Below are 22,798 nucleotides of genomic sequence, written 5' to 3'. Positions count from 1 at the left end.
AAATAATTGTGGCATTTTTTTTAACTGAAGGTTGAGCATCAATGGGAAAATGGCATCTATAATTTAAACAATCACAAATGCAGCTAATTTTGCAAAATGACGATAAAAGAAGTAACCAGGAAATTATTAGCGTTGATAGAAAAGGAATTGAAAGCTTTCGATTTTAAATTAGATCTCAAAGAACAGGGCTTTCTACGGGAGGAAAATGGTGTTATTTATTTTTACTTCTTCCTTATTTATAATGAGCACAACATTAAAACAGGAGCTAAAGGGTTTCTTATTGAACCCTACGCCAAGATCAGCAATTTATCAATAGAGAAATATTATAAAAAAATTACTATTAATTCATATTTAAAATCAAAATGGGATTTTAATACAATAGGAAACAGCCTTGCAAATTTGATTGCCAATCCTGATGGAATTAATAGAAAAAGGAATGAGAGTCTGCGCTTTTATGTTTGGGAAGAAGCTCATATCAAATTAGTTGCAAACGCACTGCTTAAACTATTCAAGGAATTTGCACTACTTTATTTTCTTGAAAATAGTTCAGTAAAACGAATTGACATGCTTTTAAACAGCCACCCTAGGGAATATACGGTTCACATGGTAAATGATCTTTTTAGATTTGTCAAGGGGGTTATTGCTGCAAAACTAGATAACAATCCAGAATCAGATAATTTGCTAACAATCTACAACACGTTGATTGATGAAAGAGATATGCCAGACGATTGTAGAATTGAGATGAAACGGCTGGCAGATATGCTCCCAGAAATAAAATAATTGACCGTTTCTCATAGTTTCAATGCTATATAAACTTTAAGCCTTTTCCAGATCAACTTCAAAAAAAACTTTGTTAAATATAAAAAGTGTAGTTTCTATAGCTACTAAGGAGATAACTGTTTTATTGTCGATAGTTTTAAACTTTACTTCCTTAAATGTGGTTGATCTAGGAGTTGAATTTGTAATTATTAAGAAATTGCGCCACCAGGCTTTGACCTGTTCTTTATCGTAATTAAAGGTTTTATTAGTATCTACAAGGGAGATCACAGTAAAGTGATAATTTTTTAAGACCTTAAAAATTTTACCCTCAATAATCTTATTGATAACTATTTTGGATGAAAGACCAAAAATAATAAAAAGAAAAAAGCAAATGACAAAAGATAGTATTAACATATTGATATGTGATTTCTTAAGAGATATCTGTCAGGGGATTACCCTATCAAAATAGAACTGCAGGCAGAAATCAGGTGATTCAATTGCTCGCTCCCAAGGGCTTGCTACATTTCCTAGATGATTTTTGCATCATTAGTCCGTCATTTGATTCAGAAACTGCGTAAATATAAAAATCCGGGCCGAAAAACCTAGATTTTTATATTTACGCAGTACTATAAGAACGGTCTCTTGCAATTTGCTTCATACCGGTAGGCAATGATTTGTCCAGTAGGATCTTTTAGGCTTGCCGTTAATTAGCTATTTACCTACAACATAATTTATTCTATACGGCAATGATAGTGTCTCTGCGATAGCCGGTTGTGTTGCCGGTTGCTCACCAGGTACAACGGCGTTGGTAGAATCACAATCTCCCGATTCGATCACTGGCATGGGCTGAGCCTTATGCCGGGCAATAATCTCTTCCATGCTCACTTCCAGTAGTTTTACTTCGGGTGGATTCTGCTGATCAAGCCTGGCTTGCAAGATAGTCATGTCCTCTTTCACCTTTGCAGCGACGATTTTGGCATAGACCTGTATGGTTGAAATTTTTGTGTGTCCCATCATTTTGCTCGCGCTTTCGATGGCACATTTTTAGCCAGTGTTATGTAGGTAGCAAACATGTGCCGGGCATCATGAAACTGAAGTGTAGTAGGGGAACTAAAAAATAGCCTTCGGATTTCAAGCGCTGGTTACTGATCCAGCGCTGGCCATCCATACCTACAACATGGTCAATCGGCCTTAGCGCCATAAGGTCACCATACGAAACCCCAGTATACACCGCGAAAATAAAGAAATCGCGTACCATCTGCTGCAATGGATCATTGAATCAGCAAGTTTCCAGGTCGTGCAATTCAAATTCGGTAATGTATTTGCGTATATATTTTTTCTTAGGTGCCTGATATTTCTCTACCCGATTGATGACAATCTTGCCACTTTCTTGTGCCCAGTTGACCATACGTTTTACGCGCTCTATATGTTTTGCAAGGCCATTTTGCCCTGCGGACCGATGTGGGGTAAGCGGGTGTTCATGGATATAGGTTTTAAAGCCGGCCATAAAGGCATGGTCGAGTTTTGATACACGTATATCGTTTGCCGGGTAGTGTGCTGCAATGTAGTTATTAAGGTAACAATAGGTGGTAATATAGTTTTTCCAGCTTCCCCATTCCATATCGGGCTTTTGATCTGCTTCATATTCGGTCATTAGAACTTTAAGGGTGTAGGGGGCTTCGGCGTGGCTGGCTCCAATGTATCTGCTTTTTACTGCATCAGCGTTAAGTACATCGCCTTCTCGTTCAATTTCTTCATAAGCCTTCAAAACCAACCCAGCCTCTGTTTCCAGTTCCATATTGAGTTGCCTCATTTCGTCACTGATTAATTTAGGCCGCCCTTTCCTGCTGTTCCACAGTTTTAAATCCACCGAATACTTTAGTGAAACTTCTCTGGGAACTTTATTAACAGTTACCTTCATATAGATGGGAGCCATCCCATCTTTGCCTTTTTCAGCCCGAGCCTTGAACGAAACGACGAACGTGTTTCGACTTTCCATGTCATTTCATTTTTTAGTGTTTTAAAATCAAACAGCACTTATCTCGCACACAGGGACACTTAGAAAATGAATCCACTGGTCTAAAATGGTATCATTTGATATCAATTGAAAACAATGTTAAATAATTGATATACAAATTGTTATATCCATTTCAGGAACCGAAAATAAAGTATCTTCAGTTCCCAACCTAGTTCACTACTTAGTTCCTAAATGAGTTGACATGAATTGATATAAAATGTATTACGCATTTTTTCCCTTTCGCGCGGATTTAGCGGATCTGCGCGAAAAAAATATTGATTGCTGATACACTTATCATCTCAAAATGCCTACTGGTCAAGTGTTTGCGGGGAACTTTGTTAGTTGAAAGGGGCCTTAAATGGAGTGACTAACAAGACTTGGAGAGATACTATTTTCACCCTTGTTATAAGTTGAAATACTTTGTAACGTTCAGGTTCATCTCAAATCCCGACGAAAGGGCCCGGCTATAGCGGGTTTTAGGCAAAAAAGCAGCAAAGGCACCACTAAGTCCCTACTGAGAAACAGCACTTTGTTCTTGAAGTTGGAAACCCGCAAGGAGCAATAACTTGAAACAAAAAAGCATGAAATTCGGTTTATTGAATTTCATGCTTTGAGATCTGTTTAGTCGGGATGACTGGATTCGAACCAGCGGCCTCTTCGTCCCGAACGAAGCGCGCTACCGGGCTGCGCTACATCCCGTCGGAGCGGCTAAATTATAAATCTTTTTGTTTCCTGCAAATTTTCCTGCAAAAAATTTCCTATTGCAATGCGTTTCCACTGCCAGGGGATCTGCAAGCAACTTACCGGCTATCTTTTATTTTACTGGTCTTTCAGCTTTACGGCAAACTGATCTCCGCTGCCACAACTGCCCTATTGGCCGGAAGCCTCACCGGTTTCTAAGGGTTTTCCCTGGTAAAAAAATGGAGGTTCTTACCAATTATATCCTTTTTTGGCTGAAACTTTCTGAACGAAGTACAATCTCCCAAAAATGAAAAACAAACTATTTACCTTTTTATGTATCATGTATGCAATAGTTATCAACAGTTGCAGCAAAAGTAAGAATGACGGTCCTGGTAATCCTGACAACGGCATTCCTCAAAATTTAGGAAACGGCGTTATCTACTTCGAATGTTCGGATGAAGGCCTCTTAAAATTCAACCTGGCTCCATCCACTATATCCACGATGATGTGAGCCGCAATGGCTGGGATATTAGCCGTGACGGCACAAAATACCTGGAGGCAATGGATATAAGCGGTGGTGGCCATGATACGGAGATCTTTACGCTCTTAAACTTAATGCCGGAAAAATGCAGACAGACCGGATGATACTTTTTGAATGCCTCATCACATAATCCTTCATTTCCCCATCGCAATATTTACCGGGATTTCGACGGTATCCTTATTCCTGGGAGAACATATATTTACATTATCTTCTTAATCAAATGAGGATACCTGAACTATAAAGCATATCTATTTTAACAGGATCATAGGTTTGTTCCCTCACAGCTCATTTGCGCAACGGGATACAATTCATACGCTTGCTCAAAGGGTACCGGCTCATTAAGGAACGGCTATTTATAAATATAATCCCATAACAGATGCAAACTCTGCCAATGTGAGCTTATTATCCCATATTTTAACGATTGATTTTTTTTTTAGTAATATCGTAGCCTGTTTCATTTAAAATTGCCTTTTCAGGTCAAGAAGCAAGGATACTATGTCGTCAATTGTGAAAGTGATTTTTTCTGTTTTATTAATATTCAGCAGCTTCCGGGGGGAAGCCCAATCCCACCTGGACACGGTTAAAAAAGATCAAAAGGTTGTCTATCTTTTTAGTGGTATAGGGGCAGATTCAACCATATTCATGAACCTGAAACTCCCGGGTTACCACAAAGTTTACATCAACTGGATCCCGGCGTTGCCGGATGAATCATTAACAGCATATGCCGGCAGAATAAAAAGCCAGATTACAGTGGAAGATCCGTATTTAATCGGGCTTTCTTTTGGAGGCATAATGGCTGTGGAAGTATCTAAAATGATAAGATTCAAAAAAATGGTACTGATCTCCTCTGTCAGAACAAGGGATGAATTAAATAAAAGACAGTTTTTCTTCATGAAACTTGGCTTATACCGCATCATTCCCCGGGCATTAATAAATCGCGCCAATTTTCTTACCTACAGCTATTTTGGCGCCCATTCCCTGAATGATAAGAAAGCACTGAGGAAATTATTGAAGGATACGGATGTTTCTTTTTTCCGTTGGGCGCTGAAAAGTATTTGTTACTGGAAAAACAAAGAAATACCTAAAAGAACTATCCAGATACACGGAACAGCCGACAAGGTAATAACCAGCCGGCTGGTGCATCCTGATTACCGTATTAAAGGCGGGGGGCATCTTATGGTTTTTAATAAAGCGGATACAATTAGTAAAATCATCACGAATTACTTTCGTGAGTAATACGCAGGCCCGCACTGTCATGGTTCAATATCATAGTATTTGCACAGCTGGCGATAATCGTTATAGTTTATCCCTGATGCGCTCCTGGCTATAACGCCACCGGGAACAATGACATAACGGAACCTGAAAGAATTCAGGTCAAAATTACTGACCACATTAAAACCACCTACGTAATACTGGGGGTACATCTTTATATCACCACTGTTGGAGGCATAGGGTACAAGCAATACCGCAGAGCCGAAATCAACATATACCAATATGATCCCCTTATCCAGGACCTCCCTTGTAATAGCCGGTATCGGCCATTGTGCCAGCCTTCCCGTAAAGGACCTCCAGGTGGAATAAATTACATTAGCCGTACCTGCAGGGCCCTGCTTCCCGGTATCGCCCTTATCGCCTTTGGGACCCTGTGCTCCCTGTGGGCCTTCGGGGCCGGTTTTTGAGCAGGCAAGACATAACATAAGCAAGCCTGCCGTTAACAGCATTTTTGTTTTCATGATGATATGTTTGAAGGTTTGAAAGATGTGTTACTGCAAAGAATCTGGCGGACCGCTGCGGGGCTTCAGGGGAAGCGTGCAGATACCCTGAGGATCATAAAATACCCTACAAGACAATTTCCCTTCCAGGTTACTGATATCACTAAGCACTGGAATAGCAGATAAAAATGTTATCTTAACAGAAACAATTACAGCAATGAGATCATTGATTGTTTTCCTCCTGATAATAACACAACAGAAAATCTCTGCACAGCAGAATGTATACACCTTTAACAATGGCGTATTATTTACCGAAGCTGAAGTAAAAGCATCTTTTGATGCTGTAAAAAAAACAATCCCTCCATCCCTTTCATTAACAGCTGTCATCTATCACAAAGCGTTTGAAAAAGACACTGTGGTCAATTATATTACGTTTGCCGCAGATAAAAAAGTATCCGGTGAACAATCACCTGGATTTAAAATGCCATACAAACAGGATTCCCTCTTTTTACTGCTGGATAAAAAACTTCCCGATTTCAATCTGGAGGAACTTGACGGGAATAAAATCTCCTCCGCCCAGCTGCTGGGAAAGCCTACGCTCATTAACTTCTGGGCAATCTATTGCGGGCCGTGTATTGCGGAAATGCCCCAGTTAAGTATGCTTAAAGAAAAGTATAAAGACAAAATGAATTTTGTAGCTATTACTGAAAACAGCGCAGCAGGCGATAACCTGACAGATTTCCTAAAAGACAAAAAATTCAACTTCCAGGTTTTGGAAAATGGAGGGATGTATAAGAAGGAGATAAAAATAAGAGCGCTGCCAACAAACCTGTTCCTTGATAAAAATGGTATACTAAGATTCATACAGGGCAACTATCCTTTGAACGGTAACTCAGTCCCCCTTGATGTAAATGATAAAGAAAATTACTTTACCCGGATCATTGAGGACCTTATTAAACGTGAAAACTAGCTATGTGGATAAAACCAGCAACACTATCACCAGCAAAAGACCTCCCGGAAGGAAACGGTTATGACATTATCGCCGGCTTGGGCGTATACTATAATTCCTATCCGATAAAAAAGCGGACCCTGAAACATTTGTTTACCAGCTCGATTTTGCAAAGGATAAAAACGCCTGTTATCGATCACTGATAAATAAAAAAGAATCTCCCCTTTTATATGATTGATCCAAATATTGTTGAAAAGTGGCTTAAAGGATGGGCTTTATCACGCGACTTACCATTGCCGGTTAAAAGTGGCAGCGGGTTCAGGGTAGAGGTAGGATGGCCCGGGCAAAAAGCCCGTTATGTTTTCCCCAACCTCACTAACGAATTTACCGACCTGGCCAATACCATTATAGAGCCCTGGGTGTTTCTTAAAGTATGCGCCCCTCCCGATGCGATTAAAAATATACTTCCCTCTGCATGGGTTCTTCAACCTCCCGGCTTTATGATGACCTGCTTTACACCTATGTCACCGTGTAAAAGAGGATTAGCTGATGAGTATAAATTAGAAGTAAAGAACGAAGTTCCCGTTTCCATAGCAAAGGTGCTTACTATTAATGGGGATACAGCTGCTATTGGGCGTTTGGTCTTTGTAGATGATTTTGTTATCTATGACCGTATAGAAACGGATGCAATGCATCGCCGTAAAGGATTGGCGACAATTATCATGAAAACACTTGAAAATATTGCGGTTTCCCGTGAAAAAACAAATGGCGTGCTGGTAGCAACAGAAACCGGCAAAGCCTTATATGAATCACTTGGCTGGACATTATATACTCCCTACACCTCCGTGGTAATTACATAGCCGCGGTATGCTGGCTGTTTACAAATAGTCAAAAATGTCTACCTTCCCTTAAAGAACTGTTTATGTTAGACCAACACATAGGCGAAAGGATCAGAGCCAGTTTTGGCAGACAGAAACTAATGCAGTTTTATGGCGCCACCATCCTGGGTATTGGCAGCGGAACAATAGAGATCGCCGTTCTTCCACTGATTTTCTCTTACGCACCTCCGGCATCTTTCATGGCGGCGTTATTGCAGCACTGGCAGATACAGCAGGAGGTTATGCCGCCACTACGCTTTACCGGGAAGATGTTTCGTTCCTGACCATCGAATTTAAAATTAACTTCCTCCGGCAGGCGAAAGGAGAAAAACTTATCGCCAAAGCTACGGTTATAAAGGGAGGCGCTACTCTTACTGTTGCACAAACCGATCTTTTCACCGTTAATGACGGTAAAGAAACACAGGTAGCCACATCATTGATCACCCTCATGAAAGCAAGCAGATAACCCATGGAAATACTTACCATACAACCTTTCCTCGACTACTATGATAAAGTACGGGAACGCACTCTCCGGCTCATTAAAGTGGTTCCTCCCAGCCAGCTGGACTGGTCCTATTTGCCGGGGAAATTCAGTATCGGCGATCAGATCAGGCATATTGCCACTATTGAAAGGTATATGTTCGCCGAAACCATTGCCGGCAGGAAAAGCGCCTACCAGGGCTGTGGGAAAGAGCTGGCAGATGGTTATGATAATGTGCTCTCCTTTTTCAACGAATTGCACCAGCAATCACTTGATATATTCCGCCGTTTAAGCGATGAAGACCTGCAGCGGAAATGCACCACTCCGGGCAATGTTGAGATGCGGATATGGAAATGGATGCGATTCATGGTGGAACATGAGATCCACCACCGGGGGGAGCTTTATATTTACCTGAACCTGTTGGGAGTGAAAACACCACCGATGTACGGGTTAACATCCGAGCAAGTAGCGCAGAACAGCATTCCCAATATATAGACAGGGAATAAGACGGTGGATGAAGCACTGGCTTACTCCCCAAACTGCCCACACCAGTTAAGCACCCGCATAGCCCTTAGGGTATTCCACCGGCTGGGCCGTCCGTCGCCCTCTTCGAGGGTAAAATGTACCCTGCCCGGATGTGTGTTTTCCAGCAGCCATGTACCATCAGGCTGCCGTTTGGACCGGAGCAGATCAATTGCTTCGGCCATACGCGGATCCGGCGCATCTCCTGCCAACCGGAAGTATTCGAGGGCGCGCAGCACATCGTAGTGCCAGCGCACAGGAAACGAGAATTGCAACCAGGCAGGATCTACGATTTCACCGGTGCTTTTGCGGCGGAATAGTTTCCGTTCAAGCAGATATTCTTCTCCTCTGCGCCGGGCTGCAATAGACGCTGCAGAGCCTCCGGTTGCACGCTCATGCGCCAGCAATCCTTCGAGGACATTAATAGTTGTTGCAAACGAAGAACGGCAGGAACCTATTTCTGCATCGCAATTCCATCCTCCGTCTTCCAGCTGTTCCTCCAGTAACCGGGCAACAATATCATCTACCTGCTGGCCAAAGTAAACGCCTAATGCAACAGTTCTCCCGTTAATACAGGGCTCTACCTCCCCGCTGAAGAACGGTTGCCCTGCATGCTCCCAGCAACAGTGGTCCCTGATCAACCCGATGCCCCGGCGCATGCGCTCTGTATCGGGATCGATCCCGAAACCCCATAGCAGCTGAAGTGTAGGTAATGTTGAGATCCAGGGCTGCCCCTGCTCTCCGGGAACCGTTTGAAGGCTACTGGCAGGGAAACAGGCGCCTCCTGCCCATTGCCCATCTTCATCCTGCAAGGCCAGCAATCTCGCGCCCCAGCCTTCCGTAGCTATCCGCTCACGTTCAGCGGTGTAAACTTCAGCCGGCGCATGCATAAGGTCGCGCAATACCTGCCAGCGGATGGCGGGATCAGCATCGAGCAGCCAGTTCAATACATCCATTTAAACGGTATTTTCAAATAGTATGTTATGTAAGTAAAATCAGACATCCACCTCTGGCAACCATCATCCTTTCTCAAATAAAAAACCGACGGACTTTCCATTGCCTGAAATAGTTACCTTCATCTTTCTGTCTTCCTTCTCATACACAATCTTTTTTGGGAAATCATGATCATCGTTTTCACAGGTAAACCCATTATTGCCTATGGAAGTAATCTTAAACCAGGTAGGGGCCTTATTCCCCGGAACATCCGCTACATAGTAGATAGCATCCTCTTTCACTACCAGCTCCAGTTTTTCCCAAAAAACCGTATCCTTCCCCTGTAGCGTTACGCCTATGCCTTTCATGGAAGAGGGGGTAATGCTCTCCCATTTCTCATGCCCCGAACGGCCTGGTTTTGTGTTCATCTTTTTCCATGAGCCTTCCAGCCAGTTAAGTTTTGGAAAGTCTGTTGCCGCCTGGCCTGATACGGCCATTGTAAAGATGGTTAGCACACATGATAAGAGCGCACGTTTCATGAAATCAAAAGATTAGTTATGTAAAATAACGCATATTCTTCTGCACAACAAAAAACCTATGCGCTTACCTGTTTCCTGAATTTCTTTTTTTAGCAGATGCCCCTTCCACATCCAAAGTCCGCTTAATATTACTACCGGCAGGAATACCCAGCGCACGGCGTTTGCGGCGGGAGGATTGGACGCCACCGGCCCATAAATATATCCCAGTATGGGAATGCTGAGTATAATGTGTAACCAGCGGATTATTTTACGCTCTGTAGCTGCTTTCATAAAAAACGTTTGTTACACAAAACTACCTCCTGTCCCGTCGTCATTTACGGGAAGTAGACATGCTGGGAAAATGTGCCGACAAAACTTAATTATGATGGAAATGCAAATGCTTTAACCAATCCGTCATCAACGCTACATAGCCTGGAGCAAAGATCTCTTTGGGATTATCTTTATACCGTTCCCTTCTCTCTATCGTTTCAGCCCGTTTCCCGGTCTTATTAAATGTGAGTGTATGATCTGCATCAGGAATGATCTTTATCAAAGCATCAGAGTTACCAATACGTTTCATTGCTTTCCGGTATGTTGCGGCTCCCTTTTGAGGAGGCACTACCAGGTCATTTTTCCCCCAGATAGCTAATACAGGGCAGTTAAGACTATCCAGTTCAGGGGCACTGTCTTTCTTGAAAACGATACTTAAATAGGCGTACACCATTTCACCACCGCCAATAACATTATCCGCCCATTTAGCGCCTTCGTTCTCTTTTTGCAAAGCTGAAAAATGTTCATAGGGCTCACCTTTGCTTATCATCATCCTGAGTTTCCTGTTATAGGAAAGGGCCTTTTTTATATCAGACCGGGAAAATCCTTCCGCCTGCATTTCCGATCGCACCCTGTATAATTCCTGCCGGAAGGCTGTAGTTACCGGTGAAGAAACGGTTATTACAAAAGCGGGCTTCATCTTTTCACTTACCAGGGGAATAACCCAACCTGCCTGGCTGATTCCCCAAAAACCTATTTCGGAACTGTCTGTTATATCGAGTGTTTTGAGCTTGTTTACTGCACTTATTACCTCACCGGCTCTGTCTTCTACAGATAATTCATACCATTTGCCCTTGGATTCGCCCACTCCCGGCCTATTCCAGGAGTAACAGGCAAAGCCGGCTTTAGTAAATTCTTCCCATAAATACCTGTAGTTATCTGATGAACTATAATCTTCAGGACCAGAGCCATGCACAAAAACAACAATCGGCAATTTACCTTTATAGACAACCGGAGTAATTAGCTTTCCAAAGATTTCATTTCCGTTACTGCTGAAATTTATGTTTTGTTCCTGATAGCTCCTGTCCTGGGCACAAAGATGGGTTAAGGGCATGTAAAGCAAAGCCGCTATTATTAACAATGAATATATCTTATTAAAGGGCATTGTATTTTATTTAAGGATTATTTATGCTTATATACTATCAGACCAGGATATGCAGGTTGAATATATGTAATTGACTTCACTTATTACCACTTTATAAATCAGGAAGGGGCTCTAACAGGATGGAAATAACGGCAGATCATGGTATTGGTGCAGTTAGCAGGCCAATACCGGATAAATACGGTAACCTGACCGGAATTGTCAGTAAAATACCGGGGGCGTTTAGCGGTTATTATAACCGGTATTATTCATAACTGCTAAATATTATGCCCTTTGGGAAGAATCATCAGCCTGGGGATGTTTACATGTGCCGGCTGCGACATGATGAACTTTACCACCTCCACAATATCTGCGGTAGACAGGGGATGACTGATATTCATGCTTTCCTTTGGATGTACTTTCCAGTTCTTATGCAGTTCCGTCATTACCAGCCCCGGTTCTATACAGCTGATCTTTATCCCGGAATCTGACAGCTCCATCCTGAGCGCTTCCGACAACGCCTCCATGGCGAACTTTGTTGCGGCATATGCCCCGGCAGTGGCCCTTACTTTGGTGCCCAGTACGCTGGACAGGTTAACGATATGCCCGGAGTTCTGTTGCTTGAATTTCTTCAGCATTGCATAAGTGAGACGGAACGTTGATTCTATATTCAAACGAAGCATAGCCGTCATCCTGTCTATATCCATATCTTCTATGGTACCCACTTCGATGCTGCCGGCGCAATTGAACAGGTAATCGCACCTACCATATTTGTTCCAGATATGTGATAGTACCGAGTCCTGGAATTCCGGCGAATTAAGATCTCCCGGAAGCACATCTACATTGGGGGATATTAATTCTTCAAGACGATCGTTTCTGCGGGCAGTTACAATCAGCTGGTTATTCTTCTCCTGTTTCAGCGCAGTGGCTATAGCATGCCCTATACCACTGCTGGCACCGGTGATGAGGCATATTTGTTGATCTGTGTTCATCAGGAAATACTTGAGTATTTGAAAAAAGGTAAAATAGAAAATTTTTTAAAAGAAAACTATATCTCAGGATTCCCTGCCTTTGACGCCAGGGTAATACCTAAAAAACTTCACTCCCTTTTTATGCCCTGGCAGGTGAGTTTTTACCTAGGAAAATAGTAACTTAATCTTTCAACTTAATATCATTGTTATGCCCTTTCTCCGCTCCTTATCCATAAATACGTCTCACTCGCATCCATTCCCGTTTAACGTGCCAGCGGTTAGGCATGGGAAGAACATAACCATAGACAACAGGATTACGATCTTTACCGGCGACAACGGCACCGGGAAATCCACACTGCTGGAAAGTATTGCTATGCGCATGAATACACCGCTGATAGGCGATCATATCGGAAAAAGGGAAGATTTCAACGCCGCCAGGTTATTACAGCCCTATCTGCAGCTGGAACAGGTAAGGAAACCTCTCAATGGATTCTTCTTCCGGGCGGAAGATTTCGGCGACTATATCTACAAACTGAAACAGGAAAAGAACCGCAACAACGCCTTCCTGGACGATATGCGGGAAGAAGTAGCAGCTACAGTACTTGATAAAATGTCTGAAAGCATGCACACCCTGCTGCACATGATGCGGAACGATTACGGGGAAAACCTGCTGGCTCTTTCTCACGGCGAAGCCTATCTGAAAATAATACAAACAAAAATAAATGACAACGGCATCTACCTGCTGGATGAACCGGAAGCTGCATTATCGCCCCTGAAACAGCTATCCCTGATATCCTTTATCCTGGAAGCCCTGAAAAGCAAAAACTCCCAGTTTATCGTGGCCACACATTCCCCGATCATCATGGGCGTGCCGGGAGCCCTGCTCTATGAAATAAGCGAAGATGAGATACGGCAAACCGCTTATGAAGACACGGAGCATTACCGTATTACCCATTCGTTTCTCAGCAATCCGGCGGCTTATCTGCGGTACCTGTAAAATAATATGAAGTAAATATGAATTATAAAGCCATCCCCTCCCGATCATAATAAATCTTATAAATACAGGTAGTGAAACAGGACGACTTCCCGTTCCACTACCTGTTGTATTTACTTACCGTGTGGTATAACCACCATTGGCGAAAATAGTTTGCCCGGTAATCCACCAGCCGTCTGTTACCAGGAACAGTACCAGGGGAGCAATGTCTTTGATATCTGTAAGCCCGCGCCAATGCAGAAGCGGATTTATGATAAGCCACTGCATCTTCACTTTCCTGTCCGTAGAAGAACGGGGTATCCATCGGGCCCGGGGCCACGGCTGATACCGATATACCACGACTGCCAAACTCTTTGGATGCCGCCCGGGTAAAATCTTCCACTGGTGCTTTCATTCCCGCGTAAGTGGAGTAATAACCTGTAAATGCCGCCAGCAGGGAAGTAACAATGGTACAGATCTTACCATTATCGTTCAGTTTTTTACCTGCTTCCTGGATGAAGAAATAAGCTACTTTAGAGTTGATGACGGCCATGCTGTCGTATTCAGCTTCACTGGTAGATATGTATTCCTTCTTCAGCACTTTACCAACGGTATTGACAGCTATGTCTATTCCGCCAAACCTGGAAATGGCTTCATCAAAGAATTTAGTGATATTCTTCACATTTGTCAGATCTGCCTGGAACAGGAAGGCTTCAGCACCGAGGGCCTGTACATCGGACAGGGTTTTCTCCGCATCGGTCCTGGTGCTTTCACTGTTATAGTGAATAGCCAGCTTTGCACCCTGTTCTGCAAACTTACGGCTTAATAAACCACCCAGGTTCTTCGCTCCGCCTGCGATCAAAACTACTTTTCCTTTTAAATCATTTCTTGCCATAATGAAAATATTTATCGTTTTTAATTTACATGAAGGTCAATATACCTGGTAGTTTTATCATGGTGAACTTTTCGGAAGTTTTTTAACGGGGCGATTATTTTTCCGCCATTGATCGGGCGTTGATTTTACATACTTACGGAAGAATTTTGAAAAATTGGATGGATCATAGGTGAGCGTGATCGCTATATGAGCCACAGAAAAGTCTGTTTCCTGCAAAAGTTGCTTTGCCTTTTCAATAATTTTCTGATCGTAAAAGTGACAGGGATGAGCGCCCATTGTTTGCCTGATGGTATCTGTCAGGTGTTTGTGTGAAATGTATAATTTCGCCGCAATTTCATTCAGCTCCATCATTTCATTCACCCTTCCTGCTACCAGGTCTTCAATGTGCTTGTCTAAAAACACAAAGTACTGGCTGGTTATCTCTTCACTCCTTTTTACCCGTTTATTATTATTGTAAGTCATCCTACCTTTTTACAAATATAGGGATTGAAGTTTATATATACATCAGCCAACTGATCATTCCATTTATCTCTCAAAAAAAATTTGTGTAGTTAAATAACTACACATATATTTGTAGTCAAATAGCTACACGATGAACTTAAGACGAGACGTGTTTCAAGCCATAGCCGACCCTACAAGAAGGGCCATACTCCTGTTGGTAGCCTCCCAGTCAATGACGGCAGGCGCCATAGCTGCGAACTTTGATACGGCAAGGCCAACCGTATCAAAACACCTGCAAATACTTACTGAATGCGAGCTGCTTAAACAGGAACAGAACGGAAGGGAAATTCATTACCACCTAAATCCTAAAAAGATGAAAGAAATAGCAGACTTTATTGAACCATTCCGCAAAATGTGGGACGACCGGTTCAACAAACTGGAATCCATCATGAAAAAATACAAAAACAAATAACATGGAACAAAAAACAAAAATTCATGCAGAGGATGGCAAGCAGGAACTAGTGATAACAAGAGAATTTGACCTGCCATTGGAACTACTTTTCAAAGCCTATGAGGAGCCCGAAATTGTGGAACAATGGATGGGGACCAAAGTACTGAAGCTGGAAAACAAAAAGCATGGCGGCTGGCACTATCAAACATCAAATGAACAGGGCCAGGTGCTGTTTGAGGCGCATGGAGTTATACATGAGTTTGTTCCTAACCGGAAAATCACGCGGACATTTGAAATGGTCAATGCCCCTTTTGATGTTCAGCTGGAGTTCCTGGAGTTTGAAAAAGTTACAGACGATACCAGCAGGCTGAAAATGCAGATCATATACAGATCAATTGAGCTCAGGGATCAGCAGCTGAAACTGCCTTTTGCCTTTGGTATAAACATGGCGCATAACAAATTACAGGACACCGTAAGCAAACTAAAATAACACCTTATGACAAAGAGAAATAAAATTATCTATTGGATAGCTACGCTCTGGCTGGCGCTGGGAATGGCCTCTACCGGCATAGTGCAGCTGCTCAAAATAAAACAGGAGCAGGATTTTACCGCCAACCTGGGCTATCCTGATTATTTTTTAACTATATTAGGTACATGGAAACTCCTGGGTGTAATAGCTATACTTATCCCAAGATCTCCGTTACTTAAAGAGTGGGCGTATGCAGGCTTTTTCTTTGCCATGTCCGGTGCAGCATTTTCACATATCCTGTCAGGTACCACAAAGGAAATTTTTCCCTGCCTTTTATTGCTGGCACTGACAATAATATCCTGGTACTTCCGGCCGGCCGAAAGGAAACTCATTCCGGCTAATCAATAAAAATTAATACTATGAATCCCAAGGTTGATTTTTACTTTGAGAAAGAAAAATGGCAGAAAGAACAGCAGCAGCTAAGGAAGATAGCGCTCGGCTGTGGCCTCACCGAAGAGCTGAAATGGGGTTGCCCCTGCTATACTTTCGATGGAAATAACATCGTGCTGATACATGCGTTTAAAGAATACTGCGCATTCCTGTTTTTCAAAGGCGCATTGTTACATGATGCCGATAACCTTCTTATACAGCAAACCGAAAATGTGCAGTCGGCCCGCCAGATCCGGTTCACCAATGTAAAGGAAATCACGAAGCTGGCGCCCACATTAAAGGCTTACATCTATGAAGCTATTGAAGTGGAAAAAGCCGGTCTGAAAGTGAAATTCAAAAAGCCATCCCAATTTGCTGTTGCGGAAGAGTTTCAAACAAAACTGGATAAGATGCCGGCCCTGAGAAAAGCTTTTGAAGCGCTTACGCCAGGCAGGCAAAGGGCCTATCTCCTCCATTTTTCCAGTCCCAAGCAATCCAAAACACGGGAGTCGAGAGTTGAAAAATACCTGCAGCAGATCCTGGATGGAAAGGGATTGGATGATTAATACACCTGTCGCATTTTCACCTCAGTGAACCAGGGAAATGGTTGCCCGGGAACTTTTCCTTATCAGCAGGCTTTTGAATTACTGCCCCAGTTACTGTTAACCCAATTTCTTCTCACCATCGGTACATTCCATTTTTTATATACCAGGGCAGGAGCAATTTTTACCGGCGTCATACACTTGCCGAAACGGCATATTGTTGCCTGTTATTTTAATGGTCGGCTTTTACTTTTTGCAACAATGTTGCTAATATCAATATTTATTTGCAACTTCGTTGCATTATGAAAACATACCGCTCACATTATAGCACCCTTATTGAAAAGGAACTGCGTACAATGTACCGGGAAAAAACTGTACTGTTCTCCTTTGTTATTATATGGGGAGCCCTTTTAACGGCGGGGTTATTTACATTGCTGCAATACCGGCAGGAACAGCAACGCCGGCAAGACGCCAATGCCATGTTTGTAAGGCAATGGGAACAGCAGGAACGGAATCCGCACGCTGCGGCGCATTTTGGCACCTATATATTTAAACCGCTATACCTGGCGGGCGCATTTGATCCGGGGCTTGATGAGTATAGTGGCACCACCTATCGTATTGAAGCGCATGTACAGCATGAAGTGGATCACAGCCAGGTGCAGGGCAGCGATGCCTCCGCACGGTTTGGACCTTTCAGTATATCACAGGTGCTGCAGCTCATGGTTCCTCTCCTGCTAATGGTTACAGCAGCCGTTTCGGTTACCGCGGAAAAAGAAGCCGGAACGTTAAAGATGCTCCTCGTACAGGGCCGGTACAGCACCGCCATTATCTGGAGTAAGGTGTGGGCGCACTACCTGCTTTTCGCGGGCATACTCCTGCCCTTTTTCGGATTGTATTTTACCGGCGCAGCTATCGCTGCCGGCACAAACGACCTGTGGGGCCGCAGCGCTGTTATCGTAGGGGCATACCTGTTATACTACCTGCTCATTGTGGTAATAGCCGTATCCATATCCGCGTTGAGTAGCAGTTCCCGTTCAGCCACTATGAATGTGCTTTTTTGCTGGCTATGCCTCAGCATCATCCTTCCCAAAGTAGCCGCCAGCCAGGCCGATAAAGCTTTTCCCATAATGCCCAGGGCAGTATTTGAAGACCAGGTAAAACAAGGCTATCTGAAAGGTTTGAACGGGCACGATCCTTATTATGAAAGAAGTGAGCGTTATCTTAAACAGATCTTACAGCAATTTCATGCAGACAGCGTCAGCCAGTTACCCGTGGATGCCGACGGCATCATCATGCAATGCCACGAAGATTACAGGCAACAGGTATTCCATCACTATTACAGCAAGGTAGCGCAGAGTTTTTCCCGGCAGCAGTCTTTTCTCAGCCGGGCCGGTATGCTGGATCCATTTATAGGATTGAAACGGATATCCATGTCGATGTCCGGCACGGATTATTATGCCCATCAGGCATTTTACCAGCAGGCACAGCTCTACCGGGATTATTTTATCCGTACGCTGAATATGGAGCTGGCGGCTCATCCCGGCAAGAGCTACGGCAGTTATAAAGCCGGCCCGAAGTTTTTCAGGCAGATAAAAAAGTTCAGCCATAAGCTTCCTCCTGTTCAAGCGGCAGTGCTGCAGCAACGCCTGGGCTTTGTTTCACTCTGTACATGGATACTGCTGGCTTTCTTTTGTCTTCATCTTATTTCAAAACGCGGGTTGTTTCATTAACATGTTTTTACTACGTACCATTTTCAGGTTTGAATACCTGCAACTACGGCGGCAACCTCCCCTGCTGCTTTTACTGCTCTTTTATGTGATGATGGGCATATACAGCTTGTATACCGGGCATGCCATCATAGGGCGGCAGTTAAGCGGGTTGGACAGTCTCACGCAAACACAGGCCACACATTTAGCAGAGGCGCATCAACGGTTTCATGGCGACACCTCTACCCCGCACGGGAAACAGCTGGCGGCACAGGCGGGCGTTCCGCAGGTAGTGGAATTCCGCCATCCGCCGTATGCCATGAACCCGCCTCACCGGCTGGCAGTACTGGCAGTGGGGCAACGGGACCTGCTGCCGTACTTTGACCTGGTAAATTCCAAACGCGATGTACTTACACCTCCCAATGCAGAATTTGTGAATGCCGAGAAACTGGCGGTCGGTAATTTTGACCTGGCCTACGTGATCGTTTATCTGTTCCCGTTATTGATCATCGTATGGAGCCACAACTGCCTCTCACAGGAAAAAGAAAACCAGGTCGATAAACTGTTGGCCATACAAGGCGCTTCTCTTACACGCATCATCTGTTACAAACTCCTTTTCCGCTTCCTGGTACTGATGCTGATAGCATCCGGCCTGAGTATTCCCGGGTTCATGATGTACCATTCCGGCAGCAGGATCACGGCCGGTGATGCCTGGTTATGGCTATACCTGGTTTTTATCTACCTGCTGTTCTGGTTTACCCTCTGCGGTCTGATCATCCGGTTTAACCGGTCGTCGCGCTGGAATATGCTGTGCGCACTGGGCGCATGGCTGTTGTTTATGATGGTGCTGCCCGCCCTTACCAACAGCTACACCACGTTGCGGGCGCCTGTTCCGCTGCTTTCTTCACTGGCATCCAGTCAGCGGGAATGCAAAGAAGAAACCTGGGAATTACCGGTGCAGGTACTGCTGGACAGCTTCTATCTGCATCATCCTGAATATACACGAACAGTTACGGATACAGCGGAGTATGGTAACCGGCGCTTCATAGCCTATGCCGACCTGCTGGGAAGAAGAACAGACAGGATACTGCTCAGCTATCAGCAACAGCAATCACAGCACCGCCAACTGCAGGAAAAGCTGTTGTGGTTAAATCCTGTAACCCAGGCACAGCACCTGTTATACACCGATGCTGCCTCAGGGCTCGATAGCTATGCCAGTTACCAGCTTCAGGTAAATCGCTTTCAACATACCTGGGTAGCATTTATGAACAGCTACCTGTTATATGATAAAAATATGCAGGAAAAAGACCTTGACCGTTTGCCTGTTTTCCATTTTCAGGAAACACCCGGCAAGGCGCAACAACTATTGCTGCGTAGCTTCTCCATTTGGCTGGCTATCCTGCTGATACTCGGGATTACCATCATCCTGCCAGACAACAATTAACTGTAACATATTTAACATGAAGAGATCTATCTGTTTTATCCCGCTTATGCTATGGTATTCTTTCAGCCTGCTGGCCCAGCAAAAAGACAGCAGTATGCGATACCGGGAGCTGCAAAGAATAGAAGTATTATCACAACGCAACGGGAATATTAAAAAAGACAGTATTGCCAATGCCTTAAAACTGGATCAGCCGCTGATGGAGATCCCTCAAAATATCGTTGGTATTACCTCCACCCTGTTGCAGCAGCAGGGCGCCCTTGAGCTGAAAGACGTAGCCAGGAATGCCAGCGGTATTTACTTTGGATATAACAGTACCCCGTTCGACCGCTCGGCATCTATCCAGATCCGGGGCTTCAATGCCTATTCTATCATTAACGGCATGCCCCGGCATGCTAATTACGGCGCAGTGCTCGACGACCAGGCCCTGTTTGAAAGTATTGATGTGGTGAAGGGAGCGGCAGGATTTATCAACTCTGTAGGAGAAGCCAGCGGCACTATCAATATCAACACCAAAACGCCCGGTAGCAGGCTCCTGAACGCAGAACTGACAGGCGGCAGCTTCGGGCTGGCCCGTATCTCGGTAGATGCCGGAAGCGCAGTGAAGGAAAAAGGATTTTCCTACCGCTTCAATGCCGTGTACCAGCACCAGGACTCTTATCTCTCCATGCTCAATACCAGTAAATATGTGGTAGCTCCCGTTGTACAATACAACTTCGGCCCTAAAACATACCTGCTGGCTGAATATGACTTCATACGGGGAGAATCGCGTAACGGGTCGGGCATTACCAAGCTCCGTTCTGGTGCAGACGCCCTGCATGATCCCATAAGCCTTAACTATAGCGCGGCCAAAGGGCTTCCGCTTACCTATTATCAAACACAAACCATGCGTATGTTGTTTGCCCACCAGTTCAACGACCGGTGGAAACTAACCTCTCAATCACAATATATACTCGCGCCATACAATACCTGGAGTATGCTTTCGTCAGAAACCTATACCGGTGTTAGTTTTAACGAACAGGGACAAACCGCCCGGTTATCTTCCCGCTCCGCCATCGGCGGCAAAACGTTTGCCACACAACTTTTTATAAACGGGAAATTCCATACCGGCAGCATCACGCACCAGCTCATCATAGGCGGTGATTTCACCAGCAGCAGGGATAGCCTTTCCAACGAATTCGGCAGGTATACCTTTCCTTTCTACCAGAAAAATATCAACTATACGGTGAACCCCGATTCCGTGCGCCAAATGGGGGCATCCAGGACTATTCTGCACAACAATCTCTCCTATGAATCTGCCTATGTATACGATATTATTAAGTTCAGTCCACACTGGATATTAACAGCAGGTGTACGGCATACCTGGTATAACAATACGGTTACCCAAAAAGTGTCGGCCACCAGGCCGCCCAAGATCACTAAGTTTTCCCAGAACGCATTTTCCCCACGGGCGGCACTTACCTATCTTATCAACCCGGCTATGTCCGTTTATTTTTTGTACGACCAGTCTTTCGTGCCGCAAAGCGGGCTGAAAGCCGGTACAGCACTGGATCCCGAAACGAACAAGCCTGTGGGCACACCAGTGGATCCGCAAAGAAATAACGACCTGGAACTGGGTATAAAAAAACAATGGTTCAGTGGGCGGTTGCTTACTACTGTAAACGGTTTCCATACCGTTAAGAAAAATGTACTGATGCAGGATGTCCAGAATGCCGCTCTCGGCTTTAAAAAACAGATCGGGGAATATACCAGCGACGGGGTAGAACTGGATATACTGGGTTACATCACCCCACGCCTATCTGTCTCTGCCAATTATACTTTTGTAAACGCAAGGATCACTAAAGACACGCTGGGATCAGCCCTGATTGGTAATAAGCTGCCTGGTACCCCGCAGCAGATCATCAATACCTGGGTACAATACAGCATCCCGTTAAAGGCCAGCAGGGCCATCGCTTTCAGTGCCGGGCAAACGTCGCAGATCAAACGGTCTACCTACGCAAAAGATGTATACCTGCCAAACTACACAAAACTGGATGTGGGTATCAGCTTTACAACGCCAAAGTATTACGTAAGACTTATTGCAGATAACCTGACCAATAAACGCTATGTGGCTTCCGGTGATATCGGGAACGGCTACCCGATTCCAGACACCGACAATTACTTCTTTATAGAAGGGGAGCCTGTTAATTTCAGGATCACGGCATGTATCAAATTATAGCCGCCGGCACGGCATTTACTGTTATCTTTACAGTATTAAACTACGAAATGAGTTACCAGGTAATCCCGCCTCCGGCATCACTCAGAAATTATGTGCGTTACTTCTGGGTATTGGAAAACCCAACTGCCAGCGTATCGCAAAAGTCCTTTACAGTAATGAGCAATGGGCTACCCGGGCTTATTTTCCAGGAAAACCCTGCACTGTTCACAGGTTTTGAGGGAGAACGGCTGCCACAGTTATTTGTATTCGGACAAGCGAGAAAGTATGGACAACTACAGGGTGGCGGCAACTTTCGCACCGTTGGCGTCACCTTTGAGCCAACGGCGCTTAAGCCGGTATTTGGGATAAATGCAAATGAGCTTACTGATCAGAGCACCTGCATCAGTCATCTTACAAAAACATCCCTGCGCGAACAGCTGCTCCATTGTAACTCTGTACAGCAACAGGTTGCCTGTCTTTCTGAGTTCCTGCTCACACAAACGCAGCGTTACAACCACTACAATCCCAAACTGGTGTATGCTGCAGCAGCCCTGCAACAAGGTAAAAGACTACCCGATGTTTTACGCCAGCTGAATTTATCAGAGCGTTCCCTGGAACGCCTGTTCCTCGTTCATATTGGCATTACTCCCATTTTATATGCCCGCATCTGCCGTTTCCAGGCATCGTTATCGCTTTTACGGCAAAACAGCTTCCGCCCGCTCACAGACATCGCCTATTCGCTGGGCTACTTCGACCAATCCCATTTTATCCGGGATTTCAAATTATTTTCAGGCGTAAGCCCGCGCATCTACCAGCGTAAAGCCATTGAAAGAATGCCGGGTTTCCCGGAATGGGATCTGAAAAAATGAGTGTCGGTTTTT

At 44.4% G+C, this 22,798-nt stretch carries 26 protein-coding genes and 1 tRNA gene; 16 read left to right on the top strand and 11 right to left on the bottom strand.

Annotation, left to right across the window (positions count from 1 at the left end):
• Positions 1–96 precede the first annotated feature (96 nt).
• Complete coding sequence (locus tag ABIE50_RS13405) at positions 97–780, top strand: hypothetical protein (RefSeq protein WP_209860769.1); 684 nt, start codon at positions 97–99, stop codon at positions 778–780.
• A gap of 36 nt (positions 781–816) precedes the next feature.
• Here ABIE50_RS13405 and ABIE50_RS13400 read toward each other — a convergent pair whose 3' ends face one another.
• The 4 genes from ABIE50_RS13400 to ABIE50_RS13385 all read right to left on the bottom strand — a co-directional run bounded on the left by ABIE50_RS13400 (position 817) and on the right by ABIE50_RS13385 (position 3,475).
• On the bottom strand, positions 817–1,173 hold the full coding sequence (locus ABIE50_RS13400; RefSeq protein WP_209860771.1) for a hypothetical protein: 357 nt from the start codon (positions 1,171–1,173) through the stop codon (positions 817–819).
• A 297-nt stretch (positions 1,174–1,470) separates the two neighbouring features.
• Positions 1,471–1,704: a hypothetical protein gene (locus ABIE50_RS13395; RefSeq protein WP_209860773.1), complete on the bottom strand. Its 234-nt coding sequence runs from the start codon at positions 1,702–1,704 to the stop codon at positions 1,471–1,473.
• 334 nt (positions 1,705–2,038) lie between these two features.
• Positions 2,039–2,758, bottom strand: coding sequence for a phage integrase SAM-like domain-containing protein (locus ABIE50_RS13390; protein ID WP_209860775.1), 720 nt, complete (start codon positions 2,756–2,758; stop codon positions 2,039–2,041).
• A gap of 643 nt (positions 2,759–3,401) precedes the next feature.
• Positions 3,402–3,475: transfer RNA gene (locus ABIE50_RS13385), tRNA-Pro, on the bottom strand.
• A gap of 1,165 nt (positions 3,476–4,640) precedes the next feature.
• Between ABIE50_RS13385 and ABIE50_RS13380 the strand changes: the two genes are divergently transcribed.
• Complete coding sequence (locus ABIE50_RS13380) at positions 4,641–5,234, top strand: alpha/beta fold hydrolase (RefSeq protein ID WP_209860777.1); 594 nt, start codon at positions 4,641–4,643, stop codon at positions 5,232–5,234.
• A gap of 17 nt (positions 5,235–5,251) precedes the next feature.
• Here the strand turns inward: ABIE50_RS13380 and ABIE50_RS13375 are convergent, their stop codons facing one another.
• Positions 5,252–5,731, bottom strand: a complete 480-nt coding sequence (locus ABIE50_RS13375; protein ID WP_209861621.1) for a collagen-like protein — start codon at positions 5,729–5,731, stop codon at positions 5,252–5,254.
• 196 nt (positions 5,732–5,927) lie between these two features.
• Here ABIE50_RS13375 and ABIE50_RS13370 point away from each other — a divergent pair, with 196 nt between their 5' ends.
• The 5 genes from ABIE50_RS13370 (at position 5,928) to ABIE50_RS13350 (ending at position 8,513) form a co-directional block, all read left to right on the top strand.
• Positions 5,928–6,680: a TlpA family protein disulfide reductase gene (locus ABIE50_RS13370; protein ID WP_209860785.1), complete on the top strand. Its 753-nt coding sequence runs from the start codon at positions 5,928–5,930 to the stop codon at positions 6,678–6,680.
• A 209-nt stretch (positions 6,681–6,889) separates the two neighbouring features.
• Positions 6,890–7,519 (top strand): GNAT family N-acetyltransferase, encoded by a 630-nt coding sequence (locus ABIE50_RS13365; RefSeq protein ID WP_209860787.1) that lies wholly within the window; start codon positions 6,890–6,892, stop codon positions 7,517–7,519.
• A gap of 62 nt (positions 7,520–7,581) precedes the next feature.
• Positions 7,582–7,821 (top strand): hypothetical protein, encoded by a 240-nt coding sequence (locus tag ABIE50_RS13360; RefSeq protein ID WP_209860789.1) that lies wholly within the window; start codon positions 7,582–7,584, stop codon positions 7,819–7,821.
• Positions 7,731–8,003 carry a PaaI family thioesterase gene (locus tag ABIE50_RS13355; protein WP_209861586.1) on the top strand — a complete coding sequence of 91 codons (273 nt, stop codon included), beginning with the start codon at positions 7,731–7,733 and terminating at the stop codon, positions 8,001–8,003. The genes ABIE50_RS13360 and ABIE50_RS13355 overlap by 91 nt, the downstream gene beginning before the upstream one ends.
• Positions 8,004–8,006: 3 nt before the next feature.
• Entirely contained in the window at positions 8,007–8,513 is a 507-nt protein-coding gene (locus tag ABIE50_RS13350) for a DinB family protein (RefSeq protein WP_209860791.1), read from the top strand.
• A gap of 32 nt (positions 8,514–8,545) precedes the next feature.
• Here the strand turns inward: ABIE50_RS13350 and ABIE50_RS13345 are convergent, their stop codons facing one another.
• From ABIE50_RS13345 to ABIE50_RS13330, 4 genes are all read right to left on the bottom strand, one after another.
• Complete coding sequence (locus tag ABIE50_RS13345) at positions 8,546–9,496, bottom strand: hypothetical protein (RefSeq protein WP_209860793.1); 951 nt, start codon at positions 9,494–9,496, stop codon at positions 8,546–8,548.
• A gap of 63 nt (positions 9,497–9,559) precedes the next feature.
• Positions 9,560–10,012, bottom strand: a complete 453-nt coding sequence (locus ABIE50_RS13340) for a DUF6265 family protein (RefSeq protein WP_209860796.1) — start codon at positions 10,010–10,012, stop codon at positions 9,560–9,562.
• Between the two features lie 355 nt (positions 10,013–10,367).
• Positions 10,368–11,255, bottom strand: a complete 888-nt coding sequence (locus ABIE50_RS13335; protein ID WP_209860800.1) for an alpha/beta hydrolase family protein — start codon at positions 11,253–11,255, stop codon at positions 10,368–10,370.
• 425 nt (positions 11,256–11,680) lie between these two features.
• Positions 11,681–12,394 carry an SDR family oxidoreductase gene (locus ABIE50_RS13330; RefSeq protein WP_209860803.1) on the bottom strand — a complete coding sequence of 238 codons (714 nt, stop codon included), beginning with the start codon at positions 12,392–12,394 and terminating at the stop codon, positions 11,681–11,683.
• A 187-nt stretch (positions 12,395–12,581) separates the two neighbouring features.
• Here ABIE50_RS13330 and ABIE50_RS13325 point away from each other — a divergent pair, with 187 nt between their 5' ends.
• Positions 12,582–13,370 carry an AAA family ATPase gene (locus tag ABIE50_RS13325; protein ID WP_209860805.1) on the top strand — a complete coding sequence of 263 codons (789 nt, stop codon included), beginning with the start codon at positions 12,582–12,584 and terminating at the stop codon, positions 13,368–13,370.
• A gap of 97 nt (positions 13,371–13,467) precedes the next feature.
• On the opposite strand, the gene ABIE50_RS13320 is transcribed toward ABIE50_RS13325, so the two are convergent.
• Together ABIE50_RS13320 and ABIE50_RS13315 are read right to left on the bottom strand one after the other, a co-directional pair.
• Complete coding sequence (locus ABIE50_RS13320) at positions 13,468–14,241, bottom strand: SDR family oxidoreductase (RefSeq protein WP_354028000.1); 774 nt, start codon at positions 14,239–14,241, stop codon at positions 13,468–13,470.
• 57 nt (positions 14,242–14,298) lie between these two features.
• The gene (locus ABIE50_RS13315) at positions 14,299–14,703 is read right to left on the bottom strand and encodes a helix-turn-helix domain-containing protein (protein WP_209860807.1); all 405 of its coding nucleotides are present in this window, start codon (positions 14,701–14,703) and stop codon (positions 14,299–14,301) included.
• 130 nt (positions 14,704–14,833) lie between these two features.
• On the opposite strand from ABIE50_RS13315, the gene ABIE50_RS13310 reads away from it, so the two are divergent.
• The 8 genes from ABIE50_RS13310 to ABIE50_RS13275 all read left to right on the top strand — a co-directional run bounded on the left by ABIE50_RS13310 (position 14,834) and on the right by ABIE50_RS13275 (position 22,786).
• Positions 14,834–15,154: an ArsR/SmtB family transcription factor gene (locus ABIE50_RS13310; protein ID WP_209860809.1), complete on the top strand. Its 321-nt coding sequence runs from the start codon at positions 14,834–14,836 to the stop codon at positions 15,152–15,154.
• Position 15,155: 1 nt separating this feature from the next.
• The gene (locus tag ABIE50_RS13305; RefSeq protein WP_209860819.1) at positions 15,156–15,623 is read left to right on the top strand and encodes an SRPBCC family protein; all 468 of its coding nucleotides are present in this window, start codon (positions 15,156–15,158) and stop codon (positions 15,621–15,623) included.
• 6 nt (positions 15,624–15,629) lie between these two features.
• On the top strand, positions 15,630–16,010 hold the full coding sequence (locus ABIE50_RS13300) for a DoxX family protein (RefSeq protein ID WP_209860821.1): 381 nt from the start codon (positions 15,630–15,632) through the stop codon (positions 16,008–16,010).
• A gap of 11 nt (positions 16,011–16,021) precedes the next feature.
• Complete coding sequence (locus ABIE50_RS13295) at positions 16,022–16,597, top strand: YdeI/OmpD-associated family protein (protein WP_209860823.1); 576 nt, start codon at positions 16,022–16,024, stop codon at positions 16,595–16,597.
• Positions 16,598–16,875: 278 nt separating this feature from the next.
• On the top strand, positions 16,876–18,303 hold the full coding sequence (locus tag ABIE50_RS13290) for a DUF2705 family protein (RefSeq protein ID WP_209860824.1): 1,428 nt from the start codon (positions 16,876–16,878) through the stop codon (positions 18,301–18,303).
• 1 nt (position 18,304) lies between these two features.
• Positions 18,305–19,723 carry an ABC transporter permease gene (locus ABIE50_RS13285; protein ID WP_209860826.1) on the top strand — a complete coding sequence of 473 codons (1,419 nt, stop codon included), beginning with the start codon at positions 18,305–18,307 and terminating at the stop codon, positions 19,721–19,723.
• A gap of 16 nt (positions 19,724–19,739) precedes the next feature.
• A complete protein-coding gene (locus ABIE50_RS13280; protein WP_209860828.1) occupies positions 19,740–21,938 on the top strand; it encodes a TonB-dependent siderophore receptor in 2,199 nt (732 codons plus the stop codon).
• Positions 21,923–22,786: an AraC family transcriptional regulator gene (locus ABIE50_RS13275; RefSeq protein WP_209860830.1), complete on the top strand. Its 864-nt coding sequence runs from the start codon at positions 21,923–21,925 to the stop codon at positions 22,784–22,786. Before ABIE50_RS13280 ends, ABIE50_RS13275 begins: the two co-directional genes overlap by 16 nt.
• Positions 22,787–22,798 lie beyond the last annotated feature (12 nt).

Origin of the sequence: Chitinophaga sp. OAE865 (assembly GCF_040546735.1) — a bacterium.
Taxonomy (GTDB): Bacteria; Bacteroidota; Bacteroidia; order Chitinophagales; family Chitinophagaceae; genus Chitinophaga; species Chitinophaga polysaccharea_A.
The sequence above is the reverse complement of the archived record's forward strand: the minus strand, read 5'-3'. Positions and strand labels throughout refer to the sequence as shown.